17 protein-coding genes and 5 tRNA genes are annotated in these 21,507 nt (G+C 62.9%); 6 read left to right on the top strand and 16 right to left on the bottom strand.

The features are described from left to right. Positions 1 to 2: 2 nt before the first annotated feature. Positions 3 to 1,313 (top strand): 3-deoxy-D-manno-octulosonic acid transferase, encoded by a 1,311-nt coding sequence (locus GAU_RS03715; RefSeq protein WP_012682214.1) that lies wholly within the window; start codon positions 3 to 5, stop codon positions 1,311 to 1,313. Positions 1,314 to 1,349: 36 nt separating this feature from the next. Here the strand turns inward: GAU_RS03715 and GAU_RS03710 are convergent, their stop codons facing one another. From GAU_RS03710 to GAU_RS03640, 15 genes are all read right to left on the bottom strand, one after another. Continuing rightward, positions 1,350 to 2,057, bottom strand: a complete 708-nt coding sequence (locus GAU_RS03710) for a carboxypeptidase-like regulatory domain-containing protein (RefSeq protein ID WP_012682213.1) — start codon at positions 2,055 to 2,057, stop codon at positions 1,350 to 1,352. Positions 2,058 to 2,243: 186 nt separating this feature from the next. Further along, entirely contained in the window at positions 2,244 to 3,086 is an 843-nt protein-coding gene (locus tag GAU_RS03705) for a DUF4397 domain-containing protein (RefSeq protein ID WP_041265225.1), read from the bottom strand. Positions 3,087 to 3,152: 66 nt separating this feature from the next. Next, positions 3,153 to 3,647: a hypothetical protein gene (locus GAU_RS03700; protein ID WP_156798889.1), complete on the bottom strand. Its 495-nt coding sequence runs from the start codon at positions 3,645 to 3,647 to the stop codon at positions 3,153 to 3,155. A 2-nt stretch (positions 3,648 to 3,649) separates the two neighbouring features. Further along, on the bottom strand, positions 3,650 to 5,275 hold the full coding sequence (locus GAU_RS03695) for a RagB/SusD family nutrient uptake outer membrane protein (protein ID WP_012682210.1): 1,626 nt from the start codon (positions 5,273 to 5,275) through the stop codon (positions 3,650 to 3,652). Positions 5,276 to 5,350: 75 nt separating this feature from the next. Further along, positions 5,351 to 8,683, bottom strand: a complete 3,333-nt coding sequence (locus tag GAU_RS03690; protein WP_012682209.1) for a SusC/RagA family TonB-linked outer membrane protein — start codon at positions 8,681 to 8,683, stop codon at positions 5,351 to 5,353. A 473-nt stretch (positions 8,684 to 9,156) separates the two neighbouring features. Then, a complete protein-coding gene (locus GAU_RS03685) occupies positions 9,157 to 9,810 on the bottom strand; it encodes a hypothetical protein (protein WP_012682208.1) in 654 nt (217 codons plus the stop codon). A gap of 236 nt (positions 9,811 to 10,046) precedes the next feature. Further along, positions 10,047 to 11,081, bottom strand: a complete 1,035-nt coding sequence (locus tag GAU_RS20360) for a LytR/AlgR family response regulator transcription factor (protein WP_012682207.1) — start codon at positions 11,079 to 11,081, stop codon at positions 10,047 to 10,049. Between the two features lie 185 nt (positions 11,082 to 11,266). After that, complete coding sequence (atpC, locus tag GAU_RS03675) at positions 11,267 to 11,527, bottom strand: ATP synthase F1 subunit epsilon (protein WP_012682206.1); 261 nt, start codon at positions 11,525 to 11,527, stop codon at positions 11,267 to 11,269. Between the two features lie 2 nt (positions 11,528 to 11,529). Then, positions 11,530 to 12,960, bottom strand: coding sequence for a F0F1 ATP synthase subunit beta (gene atpD, locus GAU_RS03670; RefSeq protein WP_012682205.1), 1,431 nt, complete (start codon positions 12,958 to 12,960; stop codon positions 11,530 to 11,532). Positions 12,961 to 12,986: 26 nt separating this feature from the next. Next, the gene (atpG, locus tag GAU_RS03665; protein ID WP_012682204.1) at positions 12,987 to 13,859 is read right to left on the bottom strand and encodes an ATP synthase F1 subunit gamma; all 873 of its coding nucleotides are present in this window, start codon (positions 13,857 to 13,859) and stop codon (positions 12,987 to 12,989) included. A gap of 12 nt (positions 13,860 to 13,871) precedes the next feature. Next, on the bottom strand, positions 13,872 to 15,443 hold the full coding sequence (gene atpA / locus GAU_RS03660) for a F0F1 ATP synthase subunit alpha (RefSeq protein ID WP_012682203.1): 1,572 nt from the start codon (positions 15,441 to 15,443) through the stop codon (positions 13,872 to 13,874). Between the two features lie 86 nt (positions 15,444 to 15,529). Continuing rightward, positions 15,530 to 16,417 carry a helix-turn-helix transcriptional regulator gene (locus GAU_RS03655; RefSeq protein ID WP_012682202.1) on the bottom strand — a complete coding sequence of 296 codons (888 nt, stop codon included), beginning with the start codon at positions 16,415 to 16,417 and terminating at the stop codon, positions 15,530 to 15,532. Further along, complete coding sequence (locus GAU_RS20355; protein ID WP_012682201.1) at positions 16,414 to 16,902, bottom strand: NUDIX hydrolase; 489 nt, start codon at positions 16,900 to 16,902, stop codon at positions 16,414 to 16,416. Before GAU_RS20355 ends, GAU_RS03655 begins: the two co-directional genes overlap by 4 nt. Next, positions 16,902 to 17,759: an ABC transporter ATP-binding protein gene (locus GAU_RS03645; RefSeq protein WP_012682200.1), complete on the bottom strand. Its 858-nt coding sequence runs from the start codon at positions 17,757 to 17,759 to the stop codon at positions 16,902 to 16,904. The genes GAU_RS20355 and GAU_RS03645 overlap by 1 nt, the downstream gene beginning before the upstream one ends. A 194-nt stretch (positions 17,760 to 17,953) precedes the next feature. Further along, a complete protein-coding gene (locus tag GAU_RS03640; protein ID WP_012682199.1) occupies positions 17,954 to 18,841 on the bottom strand; it encodes a sigma-70 family RNA polymerase sigma factor in 888 nt (295 codons plus the stop codon). 330 nt (positions 18,842 to 19,171) lie between these two features. On the opposite strand from GAU_RS03640, the gene GAU_RS03635 reads away from it, so the two are divergent. From GAU_RS03635 to GAU_RS03615, 5 genes are all read left to right on the top strand, one after another. Beyond that, positions 19,172 to 19,244, top strand: a tRNA-Ala gene (locus GAU_RS03635). An 88-nt stretch (positions 19,245 to 19,332) separates the two neighbouring features. Continuing rightward, positions 19,333 to 19,405 (top strand) — tRNA-Gly (locus GAU_RS03630). Positions 19,406 to 19,457: 52 nt separating this feature from the next. Continuing rightward, positions 19,458 to 19,531, top strand: a tRNA-Val gene (locus tag GAU_RS03625). Positions 19,532 to 19,647: 116 nt separating this feature from the next. Next, positions 19,648 to 19,721: transfer RNA gene (locus GAU_RS03620), tRNA-Arg, on the top strand. A 34-nt stretch (positions 19,722 to 19,755) separates the two neighbouring features. After that, positions 19,756 to 19,829 (top strand) — tRNA-Pro (locus GAU_RS03615). Positions 19,830 to 20,027: 198 nt separating this feature from the next. On the opposite strand, the gene GAU_RS03610 is transcribed toward GAU_RS03615, so the two are convergent. Next, positions 20,028 to 21,115, bottom strand: a protein-coding gene (locus GAU_RS03610) for an IS3-like element ISGau2 family transposase (RefSeq protein WP_156798888.1) whose coding sequence is annotated in 2 segments (ribosomal slippage) — positions 20,028 to 20,863 and positions 20,863 to 21,115 — 1,089 coding nt in all. Because the reading frame shifts where the segments join, the coding sequence is not laid out codon by codon here. Between the last annotated feature and the right edge of the window lie 392 nt (positions 21,116 to 21,507).

Here is a 21,507-nt window from a genome sequence, read left to right as displayed (position 1 = left end):
CCGTGCATCCGCTGCTGCGCCCGTTGTACGCCGGAGCCGGCGCCCTCGCCACGCTGATCGCATCGGCCTCCACCGCAGACAGTGCGGCGCCGCAGGCCAACAAGCTGCTGCGTACCTTCCGCGCTCGCCGCGGCGTGCTGGCGCGTTGGGAACGTCAGGCGAAACAGCATCGCGATCCGAGTCGACCGCTCGTGTGGATGCATGCGCCGTCGGTGGGTGAAGGATTGCAGGCGCGCCCGGTGGCCCACGCCCTGCGCGAACAGCATCCCGGTGTGCAGCTCGCCTACTCCTGGTTCTCGCCCAGTGCCGCGTCGTTTGCGACCAGCATCGGTGCCGACTTCGCCGACTATCTGGCCTTCGACACCGCGAGCGCGGCCGATCGTATGCTGACGGCCCTCACGCCGTCGGTGCTGGTGTTCTCCAAGCTCGACATCTGGCCGGTGCTCGTGGAGCGCGCGGCCGCCCGTGGGGTTCCGGTGGTGCTGCTCAGTGGTACCGTGGCCCCCGGATCCGGTCGACGTGGTACGCTGGCTCGCGCACTGACGCAGGATGCCTATCGTGCGCTGTCGGCCGTTGGCGCGATCGATCAGGCCAATGGTGAACGACTGATCGAGCTCGGTGTGCGCACCGACACGCTGCACATCACCGGCGACACACGATTCGATCAGGTATGGCAACGTGCCCAGCGCGTCGACCGCGCGTCACCATTGCTCACGGCCCTGCACAGCGATCGCCCCACCATGGTGGCTGGCTCCACCTGGCCGGCAGACGAGGCGGTGCTGTTGCCGATGTGGGAGGCGGTGCGTCGGGCACATCCTGCCGCGCGCCTGATCATTGCCCCCCACGAACCCACGACCTCACACCTCACGCCCATCCTGACATGGACCCGCAATGCAGCGCTACAATGCGCAACCTTGCGTGAGGTGGAAGAGGGCACCGTCGATGTATCCACGGCAGATGTCATCGTCGTGGATCGAGTCGGGGTGTTGGGTGACCTGTACGCGCTCGCCGACATGACGTTCGTAGGAGGCGGCTTTCACTCGGCCGGATTGCACTCCGTGATCGAACCGGCAGCGTTTGGTGCGCCGGTGCTGTTTGGCCCGGCGCACTCCATGAGCCGTGAAGCGGGGCTGTTGTTGGCTGCGGAAGGCGCCATATCGGGCGACCGCGCGCTCCTCGAGCGCACACTGCAGGCCTGGCTCACAACGCCCGCGGTACGCATCACTGCGGGCGGACGCGCCCGCGCGGTCGTCCAGGACTCACTGGGCGCCACCGCGCAGTCACTGCAACTGGTAGTCGATCAACTGTCCTGAACCGCGCCGCGGGCACAGACAGTTTCCAGCCAGGGTTCAGTGACGATCGCGTTCGTACTTGTCGCCATAGGCGCGGGTGTACACGACCAGCGCACCGTAAAATGCCCGCTCACCGAATTGCAGTTGCGCCTGACTTGGTGAAAGCACCGCCATGAAATACACGTCGCGCGGATTGATCAGGGGATTGGTGCCGGACAGCGGGACACCATCCACCACGACCGTGATGCAGCGATTCAACCGGGTCGACCGAATGCAATCGTCGCGGCGCGGCGAAATGATCAGCCCCGGATACCCCGTCGAACGCAGCAGATCCTCGAAGGAGTTCACGCGCTCGCGGGTTTCGGCAATCTCGATGGGGGAAAACACCTTCCAGCCGCGTCGCTTTGCTTCCTGAAGTCGGATCTCGTTGAGCCGTGGTGCCGCCACCACCTTCATCGTATCCGTGACAATGCCCTCTTCATGCACATTGAAGTCGACATCGAGCGTGTCCCGCTCTCCGGCCATGATGCTGTTGGATGTGGTGGGCCGCATACCCAACCGCGTCACCGTCACGACAAAAGGCGCTCCGCTGGACGACACCCTGAGATGGAAGCGCCCGCGATCATCGGTGGTCGTCGCGCCCACACCGCGCCCATCGGTCAGCAGCGCGGTAATGCGTGCGTTTTCGATGGGTCGATCGGATCCCTGCGTACGCGCGGTGCCGCGCAGGATCTGCGCATCGACGTTACCGGCACCCAGAAGCACGCAGGATGCCGCAAGACAGACCAACCGCGATTGGATCGAATGAATTGGCACCATGTCACGGCAGTGGGGGCGAAAGCCGCTCGGATCATTGAATAGTGCCACGGATTGGATCCGGGCGACAGTCTGAAATAACAATGGGGAGCCGGCCTCAGCCAACTCCCCATGTGTTGCGGTACCCGTATGCTGTTACGGGTTCGGTGTCGTGCGCGGCGGGTGCTTGTCGATGAAGTACACGACGCCGGGGGTCGTGAAGCGCGTACCAGCGGAATTGGCCGGAGTTGCGGGGAAGGCAAGAGCGGTGATCACCGATCCAGCCACCGTGGCACCACCGATGGGATCAGCGGTGCTGGAGCCGGCGGTACCCGCGGGGGCGAGTGCCGCTGCAACCGCCGTCGTGCTGCCAGCCGTCGCGACCTGCGCTGCAAAGGCCCCCGGCGTAAAGGCCTGATATGCCGATACGGCCTCGCTTGCCAGTGCGGGAAAGAGCGGAGACCCGGAGATGGGCGTCGTCGCTGTCGCCAGCTTGTAGACGTCCACCGCACCCATTCCCAGTGCGGCATTGATCGTCCGAAGTGCAACGTTCGCGCCCGGTGTGGGCAGCGCATCGGTGATCACCACCAATCTCTGCTTCGGGGACGATCCCGCCCGCGCGTACCCCATGTGGAGCAGCGTGTAGTACTTCCCCTGTTCGAACGTGACCGTGGTATCGACCAGGATTTGCGTATTTCCTGCGGTGGTGAAGTTCGTGGCATCTGCGGTGAAGACCCGGAACTTGCGAGCGCCTGCCTGGGTCGGCTGATAGTTACCCTGACCCAGTCCGCGGAACGGGACGTTGACGAACGTCATTGGCGAATACGCCGTTTGATCGATGAAGCGAACCGTCGTGTTCAGCGTGTCTGGCACGGCGTTGATGTAACGCACGTACGCCAGCGGTGGAATGTTGGGTGAAGTCGGATCATCGCTGGGTTCACTGCACCCGGCCGTCAGGCCGAGGGCTGCACCGAGCAATGCGAATCGCAGAAACCGCATGGTTGCACTCCGGGATTGAGCGTCAGAAAGCGAGCGAGTCGATGCCGTGAACGAATGCATATCAGTTCAGGACTGTGATGGCGGATCGCCTGGCAGGTCCGATCGTGGCGTGCCGAAGATGTCCAACGCACCAGCGATCGTCGCGGCGATGCCAGCCACCACGGCACCGACCAGCAGAAAGGTCTTGAGTTTCGAGAACTTGCGCGGCTGATAGCCCATGATCGCGTCTTCAGGAATCGTGACTTCTTCGCCGGTCCACTTGGTGGTGTTGCCACGAAGATCCACCACCTGGGACACGGCGACCGTCACTTCACCGTTTTGCCGTTTCACCTGGCGCCCTTCGATGCGCTGGATGATCGGGCCGACGCGATCAGCGAGCAGTGCCCTGCCACGATCGTTGAGTACAACGCCCACCTGTTCTGCCACCGGGGGTGGCGCGGTCTGAATCGGCCCGTGTGAATAGCAGCCGATCTGGAGCAACAAGGTCCACGACCACACGGCCACCATAACCGGCCGGGCAAAACTCCGAGCAGGGATCGCACTCAACAAACGAGGCATCACGATCAGAAGCCGTACGTGCCGCGCACGGAGCGATTGGTGCCGTTGTAATACTTCTGCTGGCGCACCTGCATCTCCTGATATGGCACCGGCCACTCCACCACCGTGCCGGTCACGAGGTCACCCCAACCACGATTGTCGGCAAACCAGATCATGTAGCCGGTATACGCGGTTTCCATGCGCTTCTCGTACTTCATGGCTTCGAGCACCGTACCACAGGCCGTGCTGGTGAAGTTCGGCCCCTGCGGCACGCGCGGCACACAGCTCGCAGAAGTGGAAATCGGGGCCGTGGCCGAGATGTTCGTCGGAATGGCTTCGAGTCCGTTCTTCACGCGCGTGACATTGATGAGCGCCACGGCAGCGGGGATGTTGCCCGTGCGGATGTAGCCCTCCGCGGCCAACATGTCGATCTCCGTCTTCGACATCTCAGTGTACGGCCCCGTGGAGTTGTTCAGATTGGAAGCGCCGTAGCGGCGATGGTCGTACTGCGAGTCACCAGGACCGACCAGCGGCACGTCATCCCCCGTGGGGCGGTTGCGGAAGTACACACCCGTGGGCAGCGTGTTGGTCGGGCCAGCGGCCTGCTGTGCGGTACGGGTGTCGCCGGCCGGCCAACGCTTGTCCGGTGTGACCACCGTGAAGGCGCGGCGGCTACCCACGTCTACAGCCAACCACGCGTCATAGGCGCCGGATACATCGGCCATGCCGTAGTAGAAATACGGCACGGCGTGCCATCCACCCGTCACGTACATCTGTGTCATGTCGTAGGCCGCCGTCCAACCCGAACCACCGCCCACGTTGATCGTGAAGTCAGCGGTGATGCCGTTCGTGGCATCCGCGATGACTTCCGCCCACGCCACCGAACCACGTTGCGCCGGTGTGCGCGCGACTCCCGCCCGATACCGTGCCTTGAGTGAACGCGCATATCGGATGAAACCGTCAGCAGAAAGCGCCTGACCATTGAGCCACGTGGTGGGCAACGGAAAGCCATTGCTGCCGGTCACCGTGAGGCGCGCTTGCGCGATTGCCGAATCGAGCATGGCCAAGGACGCCGCGCCGACCGCTGGAGCCGCGGACAAGCCAGGCACTTCCTCAGATGGCGTGGCTGGTGTCACGATGGCTGCCGAATCGTACGCGAGCGCCAGATTGCCAAGCGCGTGGCCCAGCATCAGGAATCCGAAGGCTTTGGCACGGGCATTCTGGGCCGTGCTGCCGATTGTTCCGCCACTGGCAACCAGACGATTCACGGCCGCCACACCGTTTGATGCGGAGCGTGACTGACGGGTGAACGTGTTGAAGTTGGCAATATTGCCAACCTGGTTGTCGTTGCCCAGCTCGTTGGAGATGATGGAACGGGGCAAGGCACTGCGGGCAGCCATACCGAAGTTCGCCACCGACGCGATGTTCTCGCCGGAAAGAATGCGAGCCTGCGTGTTGACTGATTCCGTCGCGCGTTGGGCGTTGAAGACCTGCACGCCAATGCCGGCGATGACGCCTTCAATACCGGCCGGCGTGGAGTACGCACGCTGGACGTCGGGGTTGTTCAAGTTCGTGACAGCGAGATTGTCGCCGCAGGCAGCGAGCCCCAGCAACGTTCCACCCGTCACGAGTGTCGAGATATGCTTGCGCATCGAATATCCTCGTAAGAGATGCCCCGGCCCACACGGTCGCGCACATGCGCGGCACCATGCAGGCCGGTCGGCGGATCAGAAGCTGGTGCTGAGTGAGAACGTGAACTGGCGAAGATTCGGGAACACGAAGGCATCGACGGCGTTCAGCACGCCCGAGCCCAGTGCGCCACCCGCGGTGCCAACTTCGGGATCGAAGCCCTTGTACTTGGAGAAGGTCATCAGGTTGCGGCCGATCACCGACACCGTCCAGTTGCCGAATCCGCCCACAGAGCCGAGGCGATAGCCCAGCGAGACTTCACGGATCTTCACGAAGCTCGCGTCTTCCACGGTGTTGTTGTTCGGCCCAAGCACGTCGTACATGCCACCGATGCCACCCGTGGACACGGCGCGGAAGTAGTAGCCCATCGGACGTGCGTCGGCGACTGACTTGCCCGCCTGGTCGGCGTCCTTGTGCATGAAGTCACCGAACGACCACTGACGACCGATATTGAAGATGTCCTTGCCGACCGTGGCATCGAGCAGGCCGAAGGCCGTCAAGCGCTTGTAGCGGAAGTTCTGCGACAGGGACCAGCGATAGTCCGGCAGCGCGTTGCCGACCGGAAGCACCGGCACACTACCCGATGCGTCGCGCACCAGGATGGGGAAGCCCCAGTTGAGCGGATCCGCCGTCGTACCACCAGCCCACGGCGCCTGGGCCGCAGGCACACGCGTCATCCACAGATTCTTCGTGATGCCGTCGGCCTGAGTATTGCCCTGACCAACGTACACGACGAAGCCATCACTGTTGCGCTGATAGTCGAGACCTGCACCGCAGCGCGACTGGAAATCCGCAGGGAGCTCACTGCACTGGCTCACAAAGCGACGACCATAAATCTGGCCCATGCTACCACCCTGCACGATCTTGAACATCTGCTCAGTGCCTTGCTGACTGTTGGCACTTTCGAAGTATTCAGGGATGTTCAGCTTGGTGATCACGGAACGCGTGCGATCATAGTTGATGCGGGCCGAATAGTCGACGGCGCGCGAACTGATGATCGGAATGTTGAGCGAGACTTCCCACGTGTTGTTCGTGAGCTGACCCGCATTCACCCATTGCCGCGCAAAGCCGGCGGCAGCCGGGAGCAACGGATTGAGGATCTGGTCGTCGATGACGTTGCGCGACTTCGTGACCGTCAGACCGTACCGGCTGAACAGCTCCAGATCCATGCCCATTTCGGTCTCGGTGGAGACTTCCGGACGCAGATTCTTGTTGCCCAGGGTATTGGGACTCAGGGCACCACCAGCGCCGATCGTGAAGGTCTCGTATTGCGCCGAAAACTGTGGGCGGTTGCCGGCCTGCCCCACCGACACACGGAACTTGAGATCGGAGATGGAGTTGTCGAAACCGAACCACGGTTCATCCGACAAACGCCAGGCCAGTGAGCCACGGCCGTAGGTCTTCCAGCGTTCCGCCGCGCCAAACAACGAGGAGGCATCACGACGCATCAAGGCGCCGAAGATGTACCGCCCCTTGTAGTCGAGATCGAGGTTCGTGAAGAAACCCAACTGGCGCACCTGCTCGGTGGTGCCGTTGTACAGCGTCGGCGTGATCGCCGCATCCGGACGGAACAGGCCAGGCACCGCCAAGTTCTGGCCACGAGCTTCGGAATCCCGGTTGTCCTGCGCTTCATACAGGTAACGCAGTGTCAGACGGGACGTGAGCGCGTCGGCGAACCAGTTCCGACGGGCCGACACATTGCCGCTCGCATTCAGGGAGTAGGAACGACCGGCCAGACGACGGTTCTCACCGTTGTTGGTGGCGCTCTGAGCGGACGTGCGATAACCGCGGTCCTGCTGCCATTCCTGAAAGTTGCTGCGGTTGTCGTACCCGAAATTGGCCTCGGCATCGAGCCAGGAAAGCGGAGTCCACCGCGCCACCGCATTACCGACGAAACGGTCGATGCGATTGAGCGGCCGGAAGTTCTGCGCGCCATAAGCCGGGTTGACGTTCTGCGCACCCTGCTGCTGGGCCACACTGCGAATGAAGATGCGCCCCTTCGCATCGGTCCGCAGCAGTTCAGCGTTGGCGGGCTGCCGCGTCAGGCCGAAGAAGTTGCCGCCGGAGTTGTAATCATTGGCGGTGGAGTACGACGAACGCAGTGAGAAATTGACGTTGTTGCCCAACTGCTGGTCGAGGTTCATGCGCATCGAATTGCGCGTGTACCCCGACATGAACATCACCGAGCCTTCCTGGCGGAGCTGGTTGATGGAACTGAAGAAGTTCGTGCGGCCCACGCGGCCGGTGGCATCCAGCGTGGTGTTCATGGTCTCGCCGTTGGTCACGAACTGCTTGATCGGGTTGTACACCTTCGGAAACTCGTTGACCTGAAACAGCGAACGGGCCAGGATCGCGCCAGGATTTCTGGCGATGCCGGCATCATTCGCAATGGTGGCCGGTGAGAGCGAGAAGTCGCCCGCGTCATTGTTGATGCGGTACGCTTCCTGATAGATGTCGATGGTACGCGAGCAGTCCTGTGCACCCGACACCACCGTGCAGAATCGCGAGGCCGTTTCGTCCATCAGCATGAAGTGCGTGGACGGATACTGGTACTCGTTCTCGATATTCGACTGTCCGTACTCCACCTGCGCCCGGAAGCGCACACCTTCCGACTGATTCTTGCCGGAGCGCGTGGTGATCTGGATGACGCCATTGCCAGCGCGCGATCCGTACAGCGACGACGCGGCGGCACCCTTCACGACTTCGATATTCTCGATGTCCTGCGGGTTGATGTCCTGTAGACCACCCTGCGAGATCACGCCGTCGATGATGTACAGCGGATCCTGTCCACGACCACTGGCATTGATCGACTGGGGGCCACGCAGAATGATGGCGGGCGCCGAACCCGGTCTGCCGGTAGCCGACACGATGTTCGCACCGGCCACCTTACCCTGTAGCTGTGACAGGGGGTTGGAGCCTGGCACCGGCATGTCCTTGTCACTCACCTGCGCCACCGAAAACGCCAGCTTCTTCTGCTCCGTGGCACCGGTCACACCCGTCGTCACCACTTCCTGCAGACGATTGACGTCTTTTTGCAGGGACCAATCGAAGGTCTGATTGCCGGCGCGCAGTGTGAGCGGCTTGACATCGGCCTTGTATCCGATGGCGCGTGCACGCAGTTGCACGACTTGACCGCGGATGCGGTCTGCCGGAATGGTGAGCGTGTACCGGCCGGCGGGATTGGTGCCGATCGATATCGCCAGTTCGACGATGTACACGTTCGCGTTTTCGAGCGGATCGCCAAACTCGCTCCGCACGACACCCGTGATGACTGCTGGACCCTGTGCTTGCGCTTGCGCCGCCAGCGGCGCCGCCGTGAGTCCTGCCGCCAACAGGGGATACCGGTACAACCACCGCATCAGTCTCGACATGCTCAGCCCTCGGCGTATTCTGACAGCCGGAAACGGGGGAGGGGACTTCCCGGAGCCACCATTTGGCGACGCCGGCGCACACACCCGATGCAAGCCCGTGGAGGGGTGCATCGGAGCAGGGACCGATCACGGAGATCGGGACCAGGGGTTCATCCCAAACGTCGGAGCGGCTGCGAACAACGCGCCGAACCCTCGAAATTTAGGACCAAAGGCTGATGTATGGGTGTAACAGATCAATCGAACGGACCAATCGCATATGACGGGGACAAACTGCCTGTCACTTGGCCCTACCCGAGGAACAGCAAGAGTACCGTCCACGTCACAACGTGGCAATCCCAACCCAAGAAATTCTTCTCGGCCCCACATATCCCATTTTGTCCCAGCACTAAATGAAAACGCAATCTTGACGAAACGAAAAAGGCAGTGCACCGGACTCCGATGCACTGCCTTTCCCACCGCTCACACCACCGATTTCAGCGCCGTGACAATGCGGCCGGTGTCCAGTTGAGACCCACGCCAACCGACTCGTCACTCCCCACGATATCCGACCCGCCGAAGCTCGCCGCCAGACGCAGTGAGAACTGCGGATTTACACGCCAATCGGCGCCCACATCGAAGTTGATGCTCGCCGACGACTTGCTGCGACGCGGCCCGGCAATGAGGCTCGAACGGCACGTGCTGCAATAGTCGATGGACACACGGGGGTGGGCAAACGGCGTGATGCTCATGCCGTCGTCGAGCGGAAACGTATGCCCGATACTCGCCCCCACCGGGATGCGGAAATAGGTCCCGTTGCCAAACGCCGCACCCACTCCGGCGGTGAGGAGTACATCGAGCGGTTGATCACCCGATGCGCGCACCATTTCCTTGCCAAGTCCCCCACCCACGAACAACAACGGATCCACCCGGCCCTTGGGATCCGCAAAGCCTGCATCGAGTTGCCAGTGCATCGCGCCATTGCCGACGCCCTCGCGCCACTGGAACAGCAACGACGTGCCACCACCACCCACCGCCGCTGCCGTGTAGTCACGCTCACTCGCGCGTGGCGTTTGCATCGACGGATAGTTGAACGCCTGCGCCTCGAGTGCCGGCGCCACCGCCAACCATGCGATCACGCTCGCGGTCATCGCGGTCGCGGACGCTCTCGTCAGTGTTGGAGAACTCACACGTGCTGTGCACGCGCGAAAGGCTGTCAACATGAACACTCCTGCATGATGGTTCCTCGTGGGTGATCCGACGTCCATGGTACGCGTTGGCGACCGGGACGGTTCCACCAATATGCCAAGAGCGCCCCGCAGCAGAAGCCGCGGAGCGCTCAAAGTGACCAGTCCTGTGACCGGGCACACGTAGCAGGACGAGGCGACTAACGCACTCGCGACCGGTACGTGCGGGACAACCGCAACGTGGACCCATTACCCAGCATGAGCAGACCATCGCCTCCGGGCAACGGGCTCATCTCGCGCACACGATCCATGTTCACCACGATCCGCCGGTGAATGCGCACGAACTGGCGCGGATCGAGTGCGGCTTCGATCGCCGTGATCGTACCACGCGTGCGATAGCGTTCGCCGCCGGCATGCACACGGATGTAGTTGCCGTCCGCCTCGAACCAATCCACATCGGCCAGCGGCACAAACCGGGTGCGACGGCCTTCGCGCACCAATACCCGCAGCGGACGACCTTCACCGGCGGCCGAACGACCGCCGTCTTCGAGCGACAGGTCGAGTACCGCCTCTTCCGCCCCCTCACGCACGCGATTGACGCGACCATCGAGCGGACGCGGCGCGGCACGCCACGGTGAGGTGGCGATGAGTGTGCCGGTGCTGGCACCACCCAAGGTGCGACGACGACGCTGACCATGGCCGTTGCCGTTGGCATCGGCATGACCGTTGCCATTGCCCAGTGAAGCACCAGCCAGCGACGCGGCAGCCAGGCGTCCATTGAACACGGCGCCGAGGTCAACGCCTCCGGCTGCAGTAGCTTCGCCGAGCAGGCGCTGCAACTCGTCGGCAGTGCGGAGCAGCGCAAGCTGCAACACCTGCTGACGGGCACGCGTGAGCGCTTCGTGGACACGTGCCGCCGGCGCGGGCCACAACACAAAATCCGTGGCCTGCAACTCGAAAGCAGCGACGGCGTCTTCGTCTTTGCTGCCGACGAAAATCACCGACACCGGACGCTGATTGGCGGCGAGCCCGCGAATGAACGAAAACGCCGAACCATCCAGCAGTGCCGTGCTCACCACGGCGATATCAGGCACAGGAGACGACAACGCAGTCTGCGCTGCCGCGAGATCGGAAACCGGTCCGATCAGTGTCAGATCCATCGAACCCGCGAGCTCTCCGAGCTGCTGCTCCAGAGCGGGGGGGACCTGACCGAGAACGACGACTCGCAGAGGCATGTGACGGGGGGAAGACCAGAGCGGGGTCAATGCTGACGCATCGCGTGGGACCGGACGGGGATTGCCCTTGCCCTAAGGACTTACGCCTCACCACTCCCGGACGTTGCATCGGTGAGAAAAACGAGAGGCACGAGATTTCCGTAGAAATCCCGTGCCCCTCACCGACCCCTGTGCACCGCGGGCGGTCAGGCCGCGCTGGCCTGCTCCGTCACCACGCGCACCTGATTGTCCACCACCTGCAGGAAGCCACCATCGACGGTGAAGCGCTGCTCGCCCTGCACAGTATCCACGCGCAGGATGCCCTTGCCCAGCAGCGTCATGAGCGGCGCGTGCATGGGCAGGATGCCGATCTCCCCGTCGAAGGCGGGCGCGATCACGCCGCGAGCGGTGCCTTCGAACAGCACACGCTCGGGAGAGATCACCGACACCTTCAGGACGTCACTCACGATCAGCCCTGGAGCTTCTTGGCGTTGGCCACCACGTCATCCACACCGCCGGCCATGAAGAAGGCCTGCTCGGGGAGGTTGTCGAACTCGCCGGCGCAAATCCGCTCGAACGAGGAGATCGTTTCTTCGAGCTTCACGTACTTGCCCGGGATGCCCGTGAACTGCTCGGCCACCGCGAACGGCTGCGACATGAAGCGCTGCAGACGACGCGCACGACCGACGATCTTCTTGTCGTCTTCCGAGAGCTCGTCCATGCCCAGGATGGCGATGATGTCCTGGAGTTCCTTGTAGCGCTGCAGGATCTGCTTGGTCTGCGTGGCCACGTTGTAGTGGCGATCGCCGACGTACTGCGCGTCGAGAATGCGCGAACCGGAATCGAGCGGATCCACGGCCGGGTAGATGCCGAGCTCCGTGATCTTACGGTTCAGCGTGACCGTGGCGTCCAAGTGCGCAAAGGCCGTCGCGGGCGCCGGATCCGTAAGGTCGTCGGCCGGCACGTAGATGGCCTGCACCGACGTGATGGAGCCGTTGCGCGTGGACGTGATGCGTTCCTGCAGTTCGCCCATTTCCGTGGCCAGCGTGGGCTGGTAACCCACGGCCGACGGCATACGGCCGAGCAGCGCCGACACTTCCGAACCGGCCTGCGTGAAGCGGAAGATGTTGTCGACGAACACGAGCACGTCGGCGTTCTCCTGATCGCGGAAGTACTCGGCGACCGTGAGACCGGCGAGCGCCACGCGCAGACGCGCACCCGGCGGCTCGTTCATCTGCCCGTAGATCAGCGCCACCTTGTCGAGAATGCCAGCTTCCTGGAACTCGAGATAGAGGTCGTTGCCTTCGCGCGTACGCTCACCCACGCCGCAGAACACGGACTTGCCGCCGTGGCCCTTCGCGACGTTGTTGATGAGCTCCTGAATGATGACCGTCTTGCCGACGCCGGCGCCGCCGAAGAGACCGATCTTGCCACCCTTCACGAACGGGGCGACGAGGTCGACGACCTTGATGCCCGTTTCGAAGACTTCCGTCTTCGGCTCGAGGTTGACGAAGTCGGGGCGCTTGCGGTGAATCGGCCACCGCTCGGCCGTCGCCGGGATCGGCGCACCGTCGTCGACGGGCTCGCCGAGCACGTTGAGGATGCGACCCAGCGCCGGTGCGCCGATGGGCACCGTGATGGGGGAACCCGTGTCGATCACGTCCATGCCGCGCGTGATGCCGTCCGTGCTGGACATGGCCACGGCGCGAACCTGGTTGCGACCGATGTGCTGCTGCACTTCCGCCGTGACCTTGATGGCCTGGCCATCAGGCGCCGTCGCATTGACGACGACGGCATTGTAAAGCTCCGGCAGGTTGTCCGTTTCAAATGCCACGTCGATGACGGGGCCGATAACCTGAACGATCTTGCCGACAGTGGTCGGCGCCGCAGTGGTAGCCATGAGTGCGTACTGGATATGGTGAAACGTCAGCCCTGCAGTGCCGATGCACCGCCGACGATTTCGGCGATTTCCTGCGTGATTTGCGCCTGACGCGCCGAGTTGTAGGTGCGCTTGAGCACCTGCAACAACTCGGTCGCATTGTCCGTCGCATTCTTCATCGCGGTCCGCTGCGCGCTCTGGAAGCCCGCCTCGGTCTCCACGAGCGCGCGATACACCGCATTGCGCACGTAGAGGGGAAGCAGCGCTTCCAGGATCGCGTCGGCCGACGGCGCGAGGATGAAGTCGTGCTGCACGCCGCCCTCGGCCTTGGCCGTCGGCGGAGCCACGGGCAACACCTGTTCGGTGGCCGGTGGCGCCGACAGCGCCGAGAGATACTTCGCGTACGTGATGTACACGGCGTCGATGGAGCCGGCCGCAAAGCGCTGCATGAGGCCGTCGATCAGTGAGGCCGCATCAGCCGCCGACGGCTTGTCGGTGATATCGGTGCGCTGCGAGGCGATGGCGCGGTTGACATAGCGGAAGAAACCGACACCCTTGCGGCCGACCACATGCAGTTCAACGGTCAGCCCCTTCGCTTCGAGCTCCGCGATCCGGGAACGCGCTTCTTTGATGAGATTCGCGTTGAACGCGCCACAGAGACCACGATTGGCCGTCAGGATCACGAGTGCGACCGTGCGTGGTGCCGCGGGACGCCGCAACAACGGGAACCGGTCGGCCAGCTCGGGCGAATACACATGCGAGAGCACTTCACCGAGCGCCAGCGCGTACGGCCGTGCCGCCGCGACACGATCGGTGGCACGCTTCAGCTTCGACGTCGCGACCATTTCCATGGTGCGCGTGATCTTCCGCGTATTCTCAGTGGAGCGGATACGCCCCTTGAGCTCCTTGCCCTTAGCCATGATTCAGGTGGCTCAGGCCGCGAACGACTTGGTGAACTGCTCGATCGCGCGCTTCAGGTCGGCCTCGCTGTCCTTCGACAGTGCCTTGCTGCTGCGCATGCCGTCGAGCACCTGCGGGAACTGGGTCTTCACGTACTCGAGGAAGCCCTTCTCCCACGCGCGCACACGGGTCGTCGGCACGGTGTCGAGGAAACCGTTGGTCACGGCGTAGATCACCGCCACCTGCTCTTCGAACGGCAGCGGCGAGTACTGGCCCTGCTTGAGGATTTCCACCGTACGGGCACCACGATCGAGCTGACGCTTGGTGGCCGCATCGAGATCGGAGGCGAAGGCGGCAAACGCTTCGAGTTCGCGGAACTGCGCGAGATCGAGACGCAGACGACCGGCGACACCCTTCATGGCCTTCGTCTGGGCCGAACCACCGACGCGGGACACCGAGATGCCGACGTTCACGGCCGGGCGGATGCCGGCATTGAACAGGTCGGTCTCGAGGAAGATCTGACCGTCGGTGATGGAGATGACGTTCGTCGGGATGTATGCCGACACGTCACCGGCCTGCGTTTCGATGATCGGCAGCGCGGTGAGCGAACCACCCGCCTTGAAGATCGTCTTGCCATCGACCACCCCGTCGTCTTCGCGCAGCTTGGCTGCGCGCTCGAGCAAACGGCTGTGGAGATAGAACACGTCACCCGGATACGCTTCGCGTCCCGGCGGACGACGCAGCACGAGCGAGAGCTGGCGATACGCCGCGGCCTGCTTCGACAAGTCGTCGTACACGCACAACGTGGGCTTGCCCTCGTGGTACATGAAGTACTCGGCCATCGAGCAACCCGAGTAGGGCGCGATGTACAGCATCGGCGCCGGATCGGATGCGGACGCCGCGACGACGATGGTGTACTCGAGCGCGCCGGCCTGGCGCAGCTTCTCGACCACGGAGGCAATGGTGGACGCCTTCTGACCGATGGCGACGTACACGCAGATGACGCCCTGGCCCTTCTGATTGATGATCGTATCGATCGCCACGGCCGTCTTGCCCGTGGAACGATCGCCGATGATGAGCTCACGCTGACCGCGGCCGATCGGAATCATCGAGTCGATGGCCTTGATGCCGGTCTGCAGCGGCTCCTTCACGGGCTGACGGACGATGATGCCCGGCGCCGGCGATTCAACCTTGCGGAAGTGGCTCGTGCGGATCTCGCCGAGGCCGTCGATCGGACGACCAAGGGGATCGACGACGCGGCCGATGAGCTCCGGACCGACCGGCACTTCGAGCACGCGTGCGGTGCGACGCACTTCGTCGCCTTCCTTGAGCTGCAGATAATCACCCAGGATGACGGCGCCGATGTTGTCCTCTTCGAGGTTCAGCGCCATGCCGGTGATGACCTGCTTGGTTTCCGACGAAGTGAACTCGAGCATTTCGCCGGCCATGACCTTACCCAGGCCATAAACGCGGGCGATACCGTCCTTCACTTCGAGAACGGAACCGACTTCCTCGACATTGAGATCAGCGAGGTCCGCCGCTTGGATCTCGCGGAGGAGGATGTCCTTGATTTCGCCGGGACGCAGCGCGGTCTGGGAGGCCATGATACAGGGGCTTTATTTGCGGTCGTAAAGTTTCGGGGACAGCTTGTGAAAATTATCACAAGGAGTCCGTGGAGGGCAAGGCGGAGTTACACGATCGGGGCCGGCGGTGCCTCGTCCACCGTGGTCCGTTCGGCCGGCGACTCGGACAGCGACTCGGACGGGTCATCGGCCGTGGCCGCATGGCGCTCGAAGCGCTGCAGCAGGTCCATGGTCCGCAGACGGGAGAGACTGGAGGCTTTGGCCCCCACGAGGCGTTGGGTGGTGCTGGACAGGTGCGACGAGCTGGCGAACCCCAGGACCTGAGCCACGTCCCGGACATCGAAGCCGGCATTCTTGGACAGTTCGGCCGCCGCCAGCACCCGCACCAGGTCGATGACCTTCTTGAGGGTTGGTGCCTGCCCCACCGCGAAGCTGCGGGACAGGTGTTCCCGCGAGACACTGAGCTCCTTGGCCAACTGATCGGTGCGCACCGGCCGGCCGGCGCGACGGACCACACTTTGCCAGACCGCGAGCTGCAGGGCGGTTTCCAGGTGCAGGGACGGCGGAGGCGCGCCCAGTGCCCGTTCGAAGCGCGTGGAGAACGCGCGACGGGCCACGAGGTCTCGGGCCACGGTGTCGTCCACCCCTTCGATCAGGATCTCGCACACTCCCGCCTCGGCGGCGCGGGCCAGGAGGGGCGCATCCGCGGGCAGCAGGGGCGTCACCAGAAAAAACGGAATGCTCGAGAATTCTTCAGCGCGCGCGAGCAACCGCTGGACATCGTCGCCGGCACCGGCATCGATGATCACCGCGTCGACGAGATCCTTGAGCAGGTGCTCCTCGACCTCGGTGGCGGCGCGGGCACTGATCAGATGGGCACGTCGACGGGGAAAGGCCGTGCGCACGAGGGCACGTGCGCGCTCACGACGCAGCAACGTGATCAGGCACAACCCGCCTGCGGTCGGGTCCGTAGTCGTGCGAGCAGTCACCTTCATGCCGACGCCGGATCGCGCGAGGGGTCGATGCCGTGCACCATCGCATTCGCCAGCCGCAGCACGTCGCGCGCGTTGGCATACGACACCAGCGTCGAGGCTTCGTCGAAAGCCACCCATCGGCACGCCGTGATGCCTTCGGCACGCTGTGGTGTGGTGCGTTCCACGTCGGTGTGCATGAGAAAAAAATGACACACCTTGTGCACGAGTCGGCCGCGGAAACGGAAGAACCAATCGATGGTATCGATGGCCCCGTCGAGCGTGACGTCCGTCAGTCCGGTTTCTTCACGAACTTCGCGCACGGCGGCGGTGTCGGGCGACTCATCGGTCTCGAGATGTCCCTTGGGAAATCCCCAATTCCGATAGCTGTCACGAATGAGCAGGAAGTACGGCACCCCGCCCTGCAGCCGATAGACGACTCCTCCCGCCGATGTCTCGAGGCGCGCACGCGACGAGCGCTTGCGCGGATTGCGGGAGGGTGATGACATCAGCGCAGGCCGCCCGGACGTGCGGTGGCCTGTTCGCTTTCGGCTTCCACTTCGGCCGCAATCGCGGCGCCCACTTCCGTGGCCGCTTTGAGAGCAGCATCGGTGCCAATGAGCGGCGCACTGCCTTCGAGCGTGGCACGCCCTTCGATGAACTGCCGGATGAGCGGATCCGTGGTCTCCTGGATTTCCTTCACCGTGCCCACGGCGCGCACCTTGCCTTCGTACAGCATGGCAATGCGCGTGCCCACCGTGTACGCGCTGCGCATGTCGTGCGTGATGACGATCCCCGTCACGCCAAGCTGCTCACGCATACGGACCATCAGCGCATCGATGGTCGCCGACGTGACCGGGTCGAGGCCGGTGGTCGGTTCGTCGTACAGGATGTACTTGGGGCGCAGGGCAATCGCGCGCGCGATACCAACACGCTTGCGCATGCCACCAGACAACTCGGCCGGCATGCGATTCTGCACATCCGGCAGATCGACGAGGTTGAGCGCTTCCGCGACGCGGGCCGTGATCTCGGATTCCGAGAGGGTGCCCTGCTTGCGCAGTCCCATGGCGACATTCTCGCCGATGGTCATGGAGTCGAAGAGCGCCGCGAACTGGAAGACGTAGCCGATGCTGCCACGCAGGGCGTAGAGATCCTTGCGGGCCAACGTGTCGACACGCTTGCCATCGACCCACACTTCGCCGGCATCGGGTTCGAGCAGGCCAACGATGTGTTTGATGGCGACGGACTTGCCGGTGCCCGAATAGCCGATGATGACCATGGTTTCTCCTTCTTCGACCTGAAGGGAGAAGCCGCGGAGCACCTGCTTGGGGCCAAAGGCCTTGTGGACGTCCTTGAACTCGATCATGGAATCACAAATCTACTGTCGGCTTGGGATTTCGACAGGAGGTGGTGGTGATGGGAATAACGGGGAAGGTGAACAGGGGGCGAGTTGGAGAGGACCGAGGGGGCAGGACAGCAAAACGGGGCGCCGTGATGGGCGCCCCGTAGTCCTGCTTCCTGTCGTCTTTCCAACTTTCCCCCTGTTCACCTTCCCCGTTGTTACGCGGCAAAGCTGGACAAGGCGCGACCCACATCACCCTCACGCAGCCGCTTGAGCGCCCGGTCACGCAACTGACGCACGCGCTCGCGGGTAACGCCGAGCATGGAGCCGATCTCTTCGAGGGTATGTTCGCGTCCGCCTTCGAGACCGAAGTAGAGGCGAAGCACCTTGGCATCGCGCGGGGGCAGCGTGGACAGCGCCTGCTCGATTTCATCGGTGAGGAAGCGGTTCATGGCCTCCTCTTCCGTGTCGGGCATCTCGTCGGCCACGAAGCGCTCGATGAGCGAGCGATCGCCATCGGGATCCATGGGCGCGTCGAGGCGCACGTCGCCGGTGTTCAGGGCGGCGAGGGACTGCACGACGTCGACCGACAGACCGGTGACCTGCGCGAGTTCTTCCGGCGAGGGCTCACGGCGGAGCTTCTGGCGGAGGATTTCGGAGGCCTTGATGATGCGCGACAGGTCGGCGGTGCGGTTGAGCGGCACACGCACGGTGCGTCCCTGGCGAGCCAGCGACGACAGGATGGCCTGCCGGATCCACCACACGGCGTACGAGATGAACTTGACGCCCTGATCGGGATCGAACTTCCGGGCCGCCGTGAGCAGACCGACGTTGCCTTCCCCGATCAGGTCGATGAGGGGCAGGCCGCGGTTCTGGTACTTTTTGGCAACGGAGATGACGAAACGGAGATTGCGCTTGACCAGTTCCTGGAGCGCGTCCTGATCGCCGGCACGGATCTTCTTGGCCAGCTCGATTTCTTCAGCGGCCTTGAGGAGCGGATAGGTGCTGACTTCGTACAGGTACTGGTCGAGGATGTCGCGTTCCGGCTCGCTGGGTGCGATGCCGGCGGGGGCAGCGCGACGGCGCTTCCGCTTGACTTCAGTCATGGAGTTCTATGAGCCCTGAGGGGATGTGACCACATCCCTGACGATGAAACGTGAATGCGAATGGGTCGTGCGATCGGCAGCCAGCACATCGGCGCCGGTGAGCATCCCTTCTGAGCCAACGTGTATCCCACGGCCTGCGTTGTCAGCGGTCGCGAAAAGCACAGGCGCTACAGGGGGAGCCAAGCAAGATACGCCAAGGGGTGGCTTTCGCCAGTGCGATTCAGCCAACTCTGCTTGACGGCAGACATACACCCGACTAGACTGCGCGTTCCTGACGCCCTCGCTGGCGGGTGCCCTTTCGGGGCTGCCGTTTGCGAGGGTGTCGCGCCCGGGGGCGTAGCTCAGTTGGGAGAGCGCTTGAATGGCATTCAAGAGGTCAGGGGTTCGATTCCCCTCGCCTCCATCCCGGGGCGGTGCGTTGGCCATCTGCAAGGGTGGTCGTGTGCCGTACGGAAGCTCTGATCGGGGCTGGTGACCGGTTGGGGTGTGTTGCGGGAATAGCTCAGTTGGTAGAGCACAACCTTGCCAAGGTTGGGGTCGCGGGTTCGAGTCCCGTTTCCCGCTTTTGCTGGTGTGCAGGACCGGTTCCAAGCCGGGTAGGTGTTGTTCGATGTCCGGGTCGTTAGCTCAGTTGGTTAGAGCGCCACGTTGACATCGTGGAGGTCACAAGTTCGAGTCTTGTACGACCCATGTTGGACCCTGGTGATTGTTGGTGGTGTGGCCAGTAGCGAGCGCCACCGGGAGTTACTAGGTTGCTGGACCTTCACCGAAAGGCGAGGGGTGCGGTTCCGGAACGGTAGTTTTCTGCGCCTGTAGCTCAATTGGATAGAGCATCTGACTACGGATCAGAAGGTTGGAGGTTCGAGTCCTTCCAGGCGCGTTGTGGGAGCGGATCGATGGGAACCGGAATCGCACGGGGCGTAGCTTAGCCCGGTAGAGCGCCTGCTTCGGGAGCAGGAGGTCGCTGGTTCAAATCCAGTCGCCCCGACTGTGAGAAATAGAAGCCCGTCAACGAGTTACATCGTTGGCGGGTTTTTGTTTGGGGGGTGGTCGAGATACTCAGGAACTCCCGAGTGAATCACAGCCAGGCGTTCATTCCGATTTGCCCCGTCAACTACTGCAAAAGGCACGAAAAAGAGGATGGGAATGGTAATCCCCCCGTTTTTAGGGGGCGTCGTAAGTGGAGCTAGGCTACGCGTGTGAGTTTCATGCTCGGGGTGATGCCACCCAGGGCCATATTCGGTCGATCGTTGTTGTATGTCCAGAGCCAGCGTGTCGCGGATTCCTGCACGTCGGCGATGCTGTCGAAGAGCCACTGCGATAGCCAGTCGTGCCGTACCGTGCGATTGTAGCGTTCGACGTACGCGTTCTGTTGGGGCTTCCCAGGCTGAATGAAATCGAGCTGGATGTGGCGTTGCTTGGCCCACGCGTGCATGACGTGCCCGATGTACTCGGGGCCGTTGTCACAGCGAATACGTTGCGGCTGTCCACGCCACGTGATGAGCTGATTGAGCGCTCGCACGACGCGTTCCGCGGGAAGCGACAGATCGGCCTCGATCAGGAGGCCTTCGCGATTGAAGTCGTCGATCACGTTGAAGAGACGAAACGTGCGTCCATCGCGGAGTTGGTCGTGCATGAAATCCATCGACCACGTCTGATTGATCGCGTCAGGCACCGCCAAAGGTGCCGGCGTGGCGCGCATGAGCCGCTTCCGCGGGCTGATGCGGAGGTTCAGTTCGAGTGAACGATAGATGCGATACACGCGTTTGTGGTTCCAGGTGAACCCTCGCACGTTGCGCAGATGCAAGAAGCACAAGCCGAAGCCCCACGTGCGATACGCCGTCGTAAGCCGCACCAGCCAGTCGGCGATCACGGCATTCTCGTCGGCGTGTTTGCGCTGATACCGATAGCACGTCTCGCTGAGCGCGAACGTCGCGCACGCGTGGCGGATGGTGGTGCGCTGCGCATTCACGGCGTGGTGGGCCATCGCGCGACGTTGCGATGGCCTCACCATTTTTTTGCGAGGGCTTCCTTCAGGAGATCGGTGCTGAGCTGCGCCTCGGCATACATCTTCTTGCGTCGCCGATTCTCTTCCTCCAGCTCTTTCATCCGCGTGACCATGGACACGTCCATGCCCCCGAATTTGGCGCGCCATTTATTGAACGTCGCCGAGCTGATGCTGTGCGATCGGCAGAGCTCCGGCACCGGTGTCCCGAGCTCCGCCTCCTTCAAGACCGCGATGATCTGGCTGTCCGTAAATCGTGACTTCTTCATGGAATCCTCCTCGAAAACGGTACGAGAAAATTCCACTATTGACGACCCCTAATTTCCGGGGGGATTACCCCGTCAGCTTCGGTCCTCTCGCTCGGCCGCTACCGACCTGCTGGCACCGGAACAATTAGCTGCCTCACATCGTGAAGATCTTTTCGATCGAGGATGGGAACGCCAACAATCGCAGTTGGAGACCAGTCTCGCTACCGTAAGTGTATTGAGCAGAGTGCTTTTGAAGCTCGCACTTTGCTGGCAGAGAGCGCATTGATAGGTGAGCAATTTGACGGCGCACCGTCACACAGCCCTGGGCACGCGCATGAGGGCGTGTATTCAATCTCGCCAAGTGTACGGCACCTTCACCAACGACTGGTTCGACGCCAACCCCCACCTCCCGT

This window comes from Gemmatimonas aurantiaca T-27 (genome assembly GCF_000010305.1).
GTDB lineage: Bacteria > Gemmatimonadota > Gemmatimonadetes > Gemmatimonadales > Gemmatimonadaceae > Gemmatimonas > Gemmatimonas aurantiaca.
This window is presented reverse-complemented; position numbering and strand designations above follow the sequence as displayed.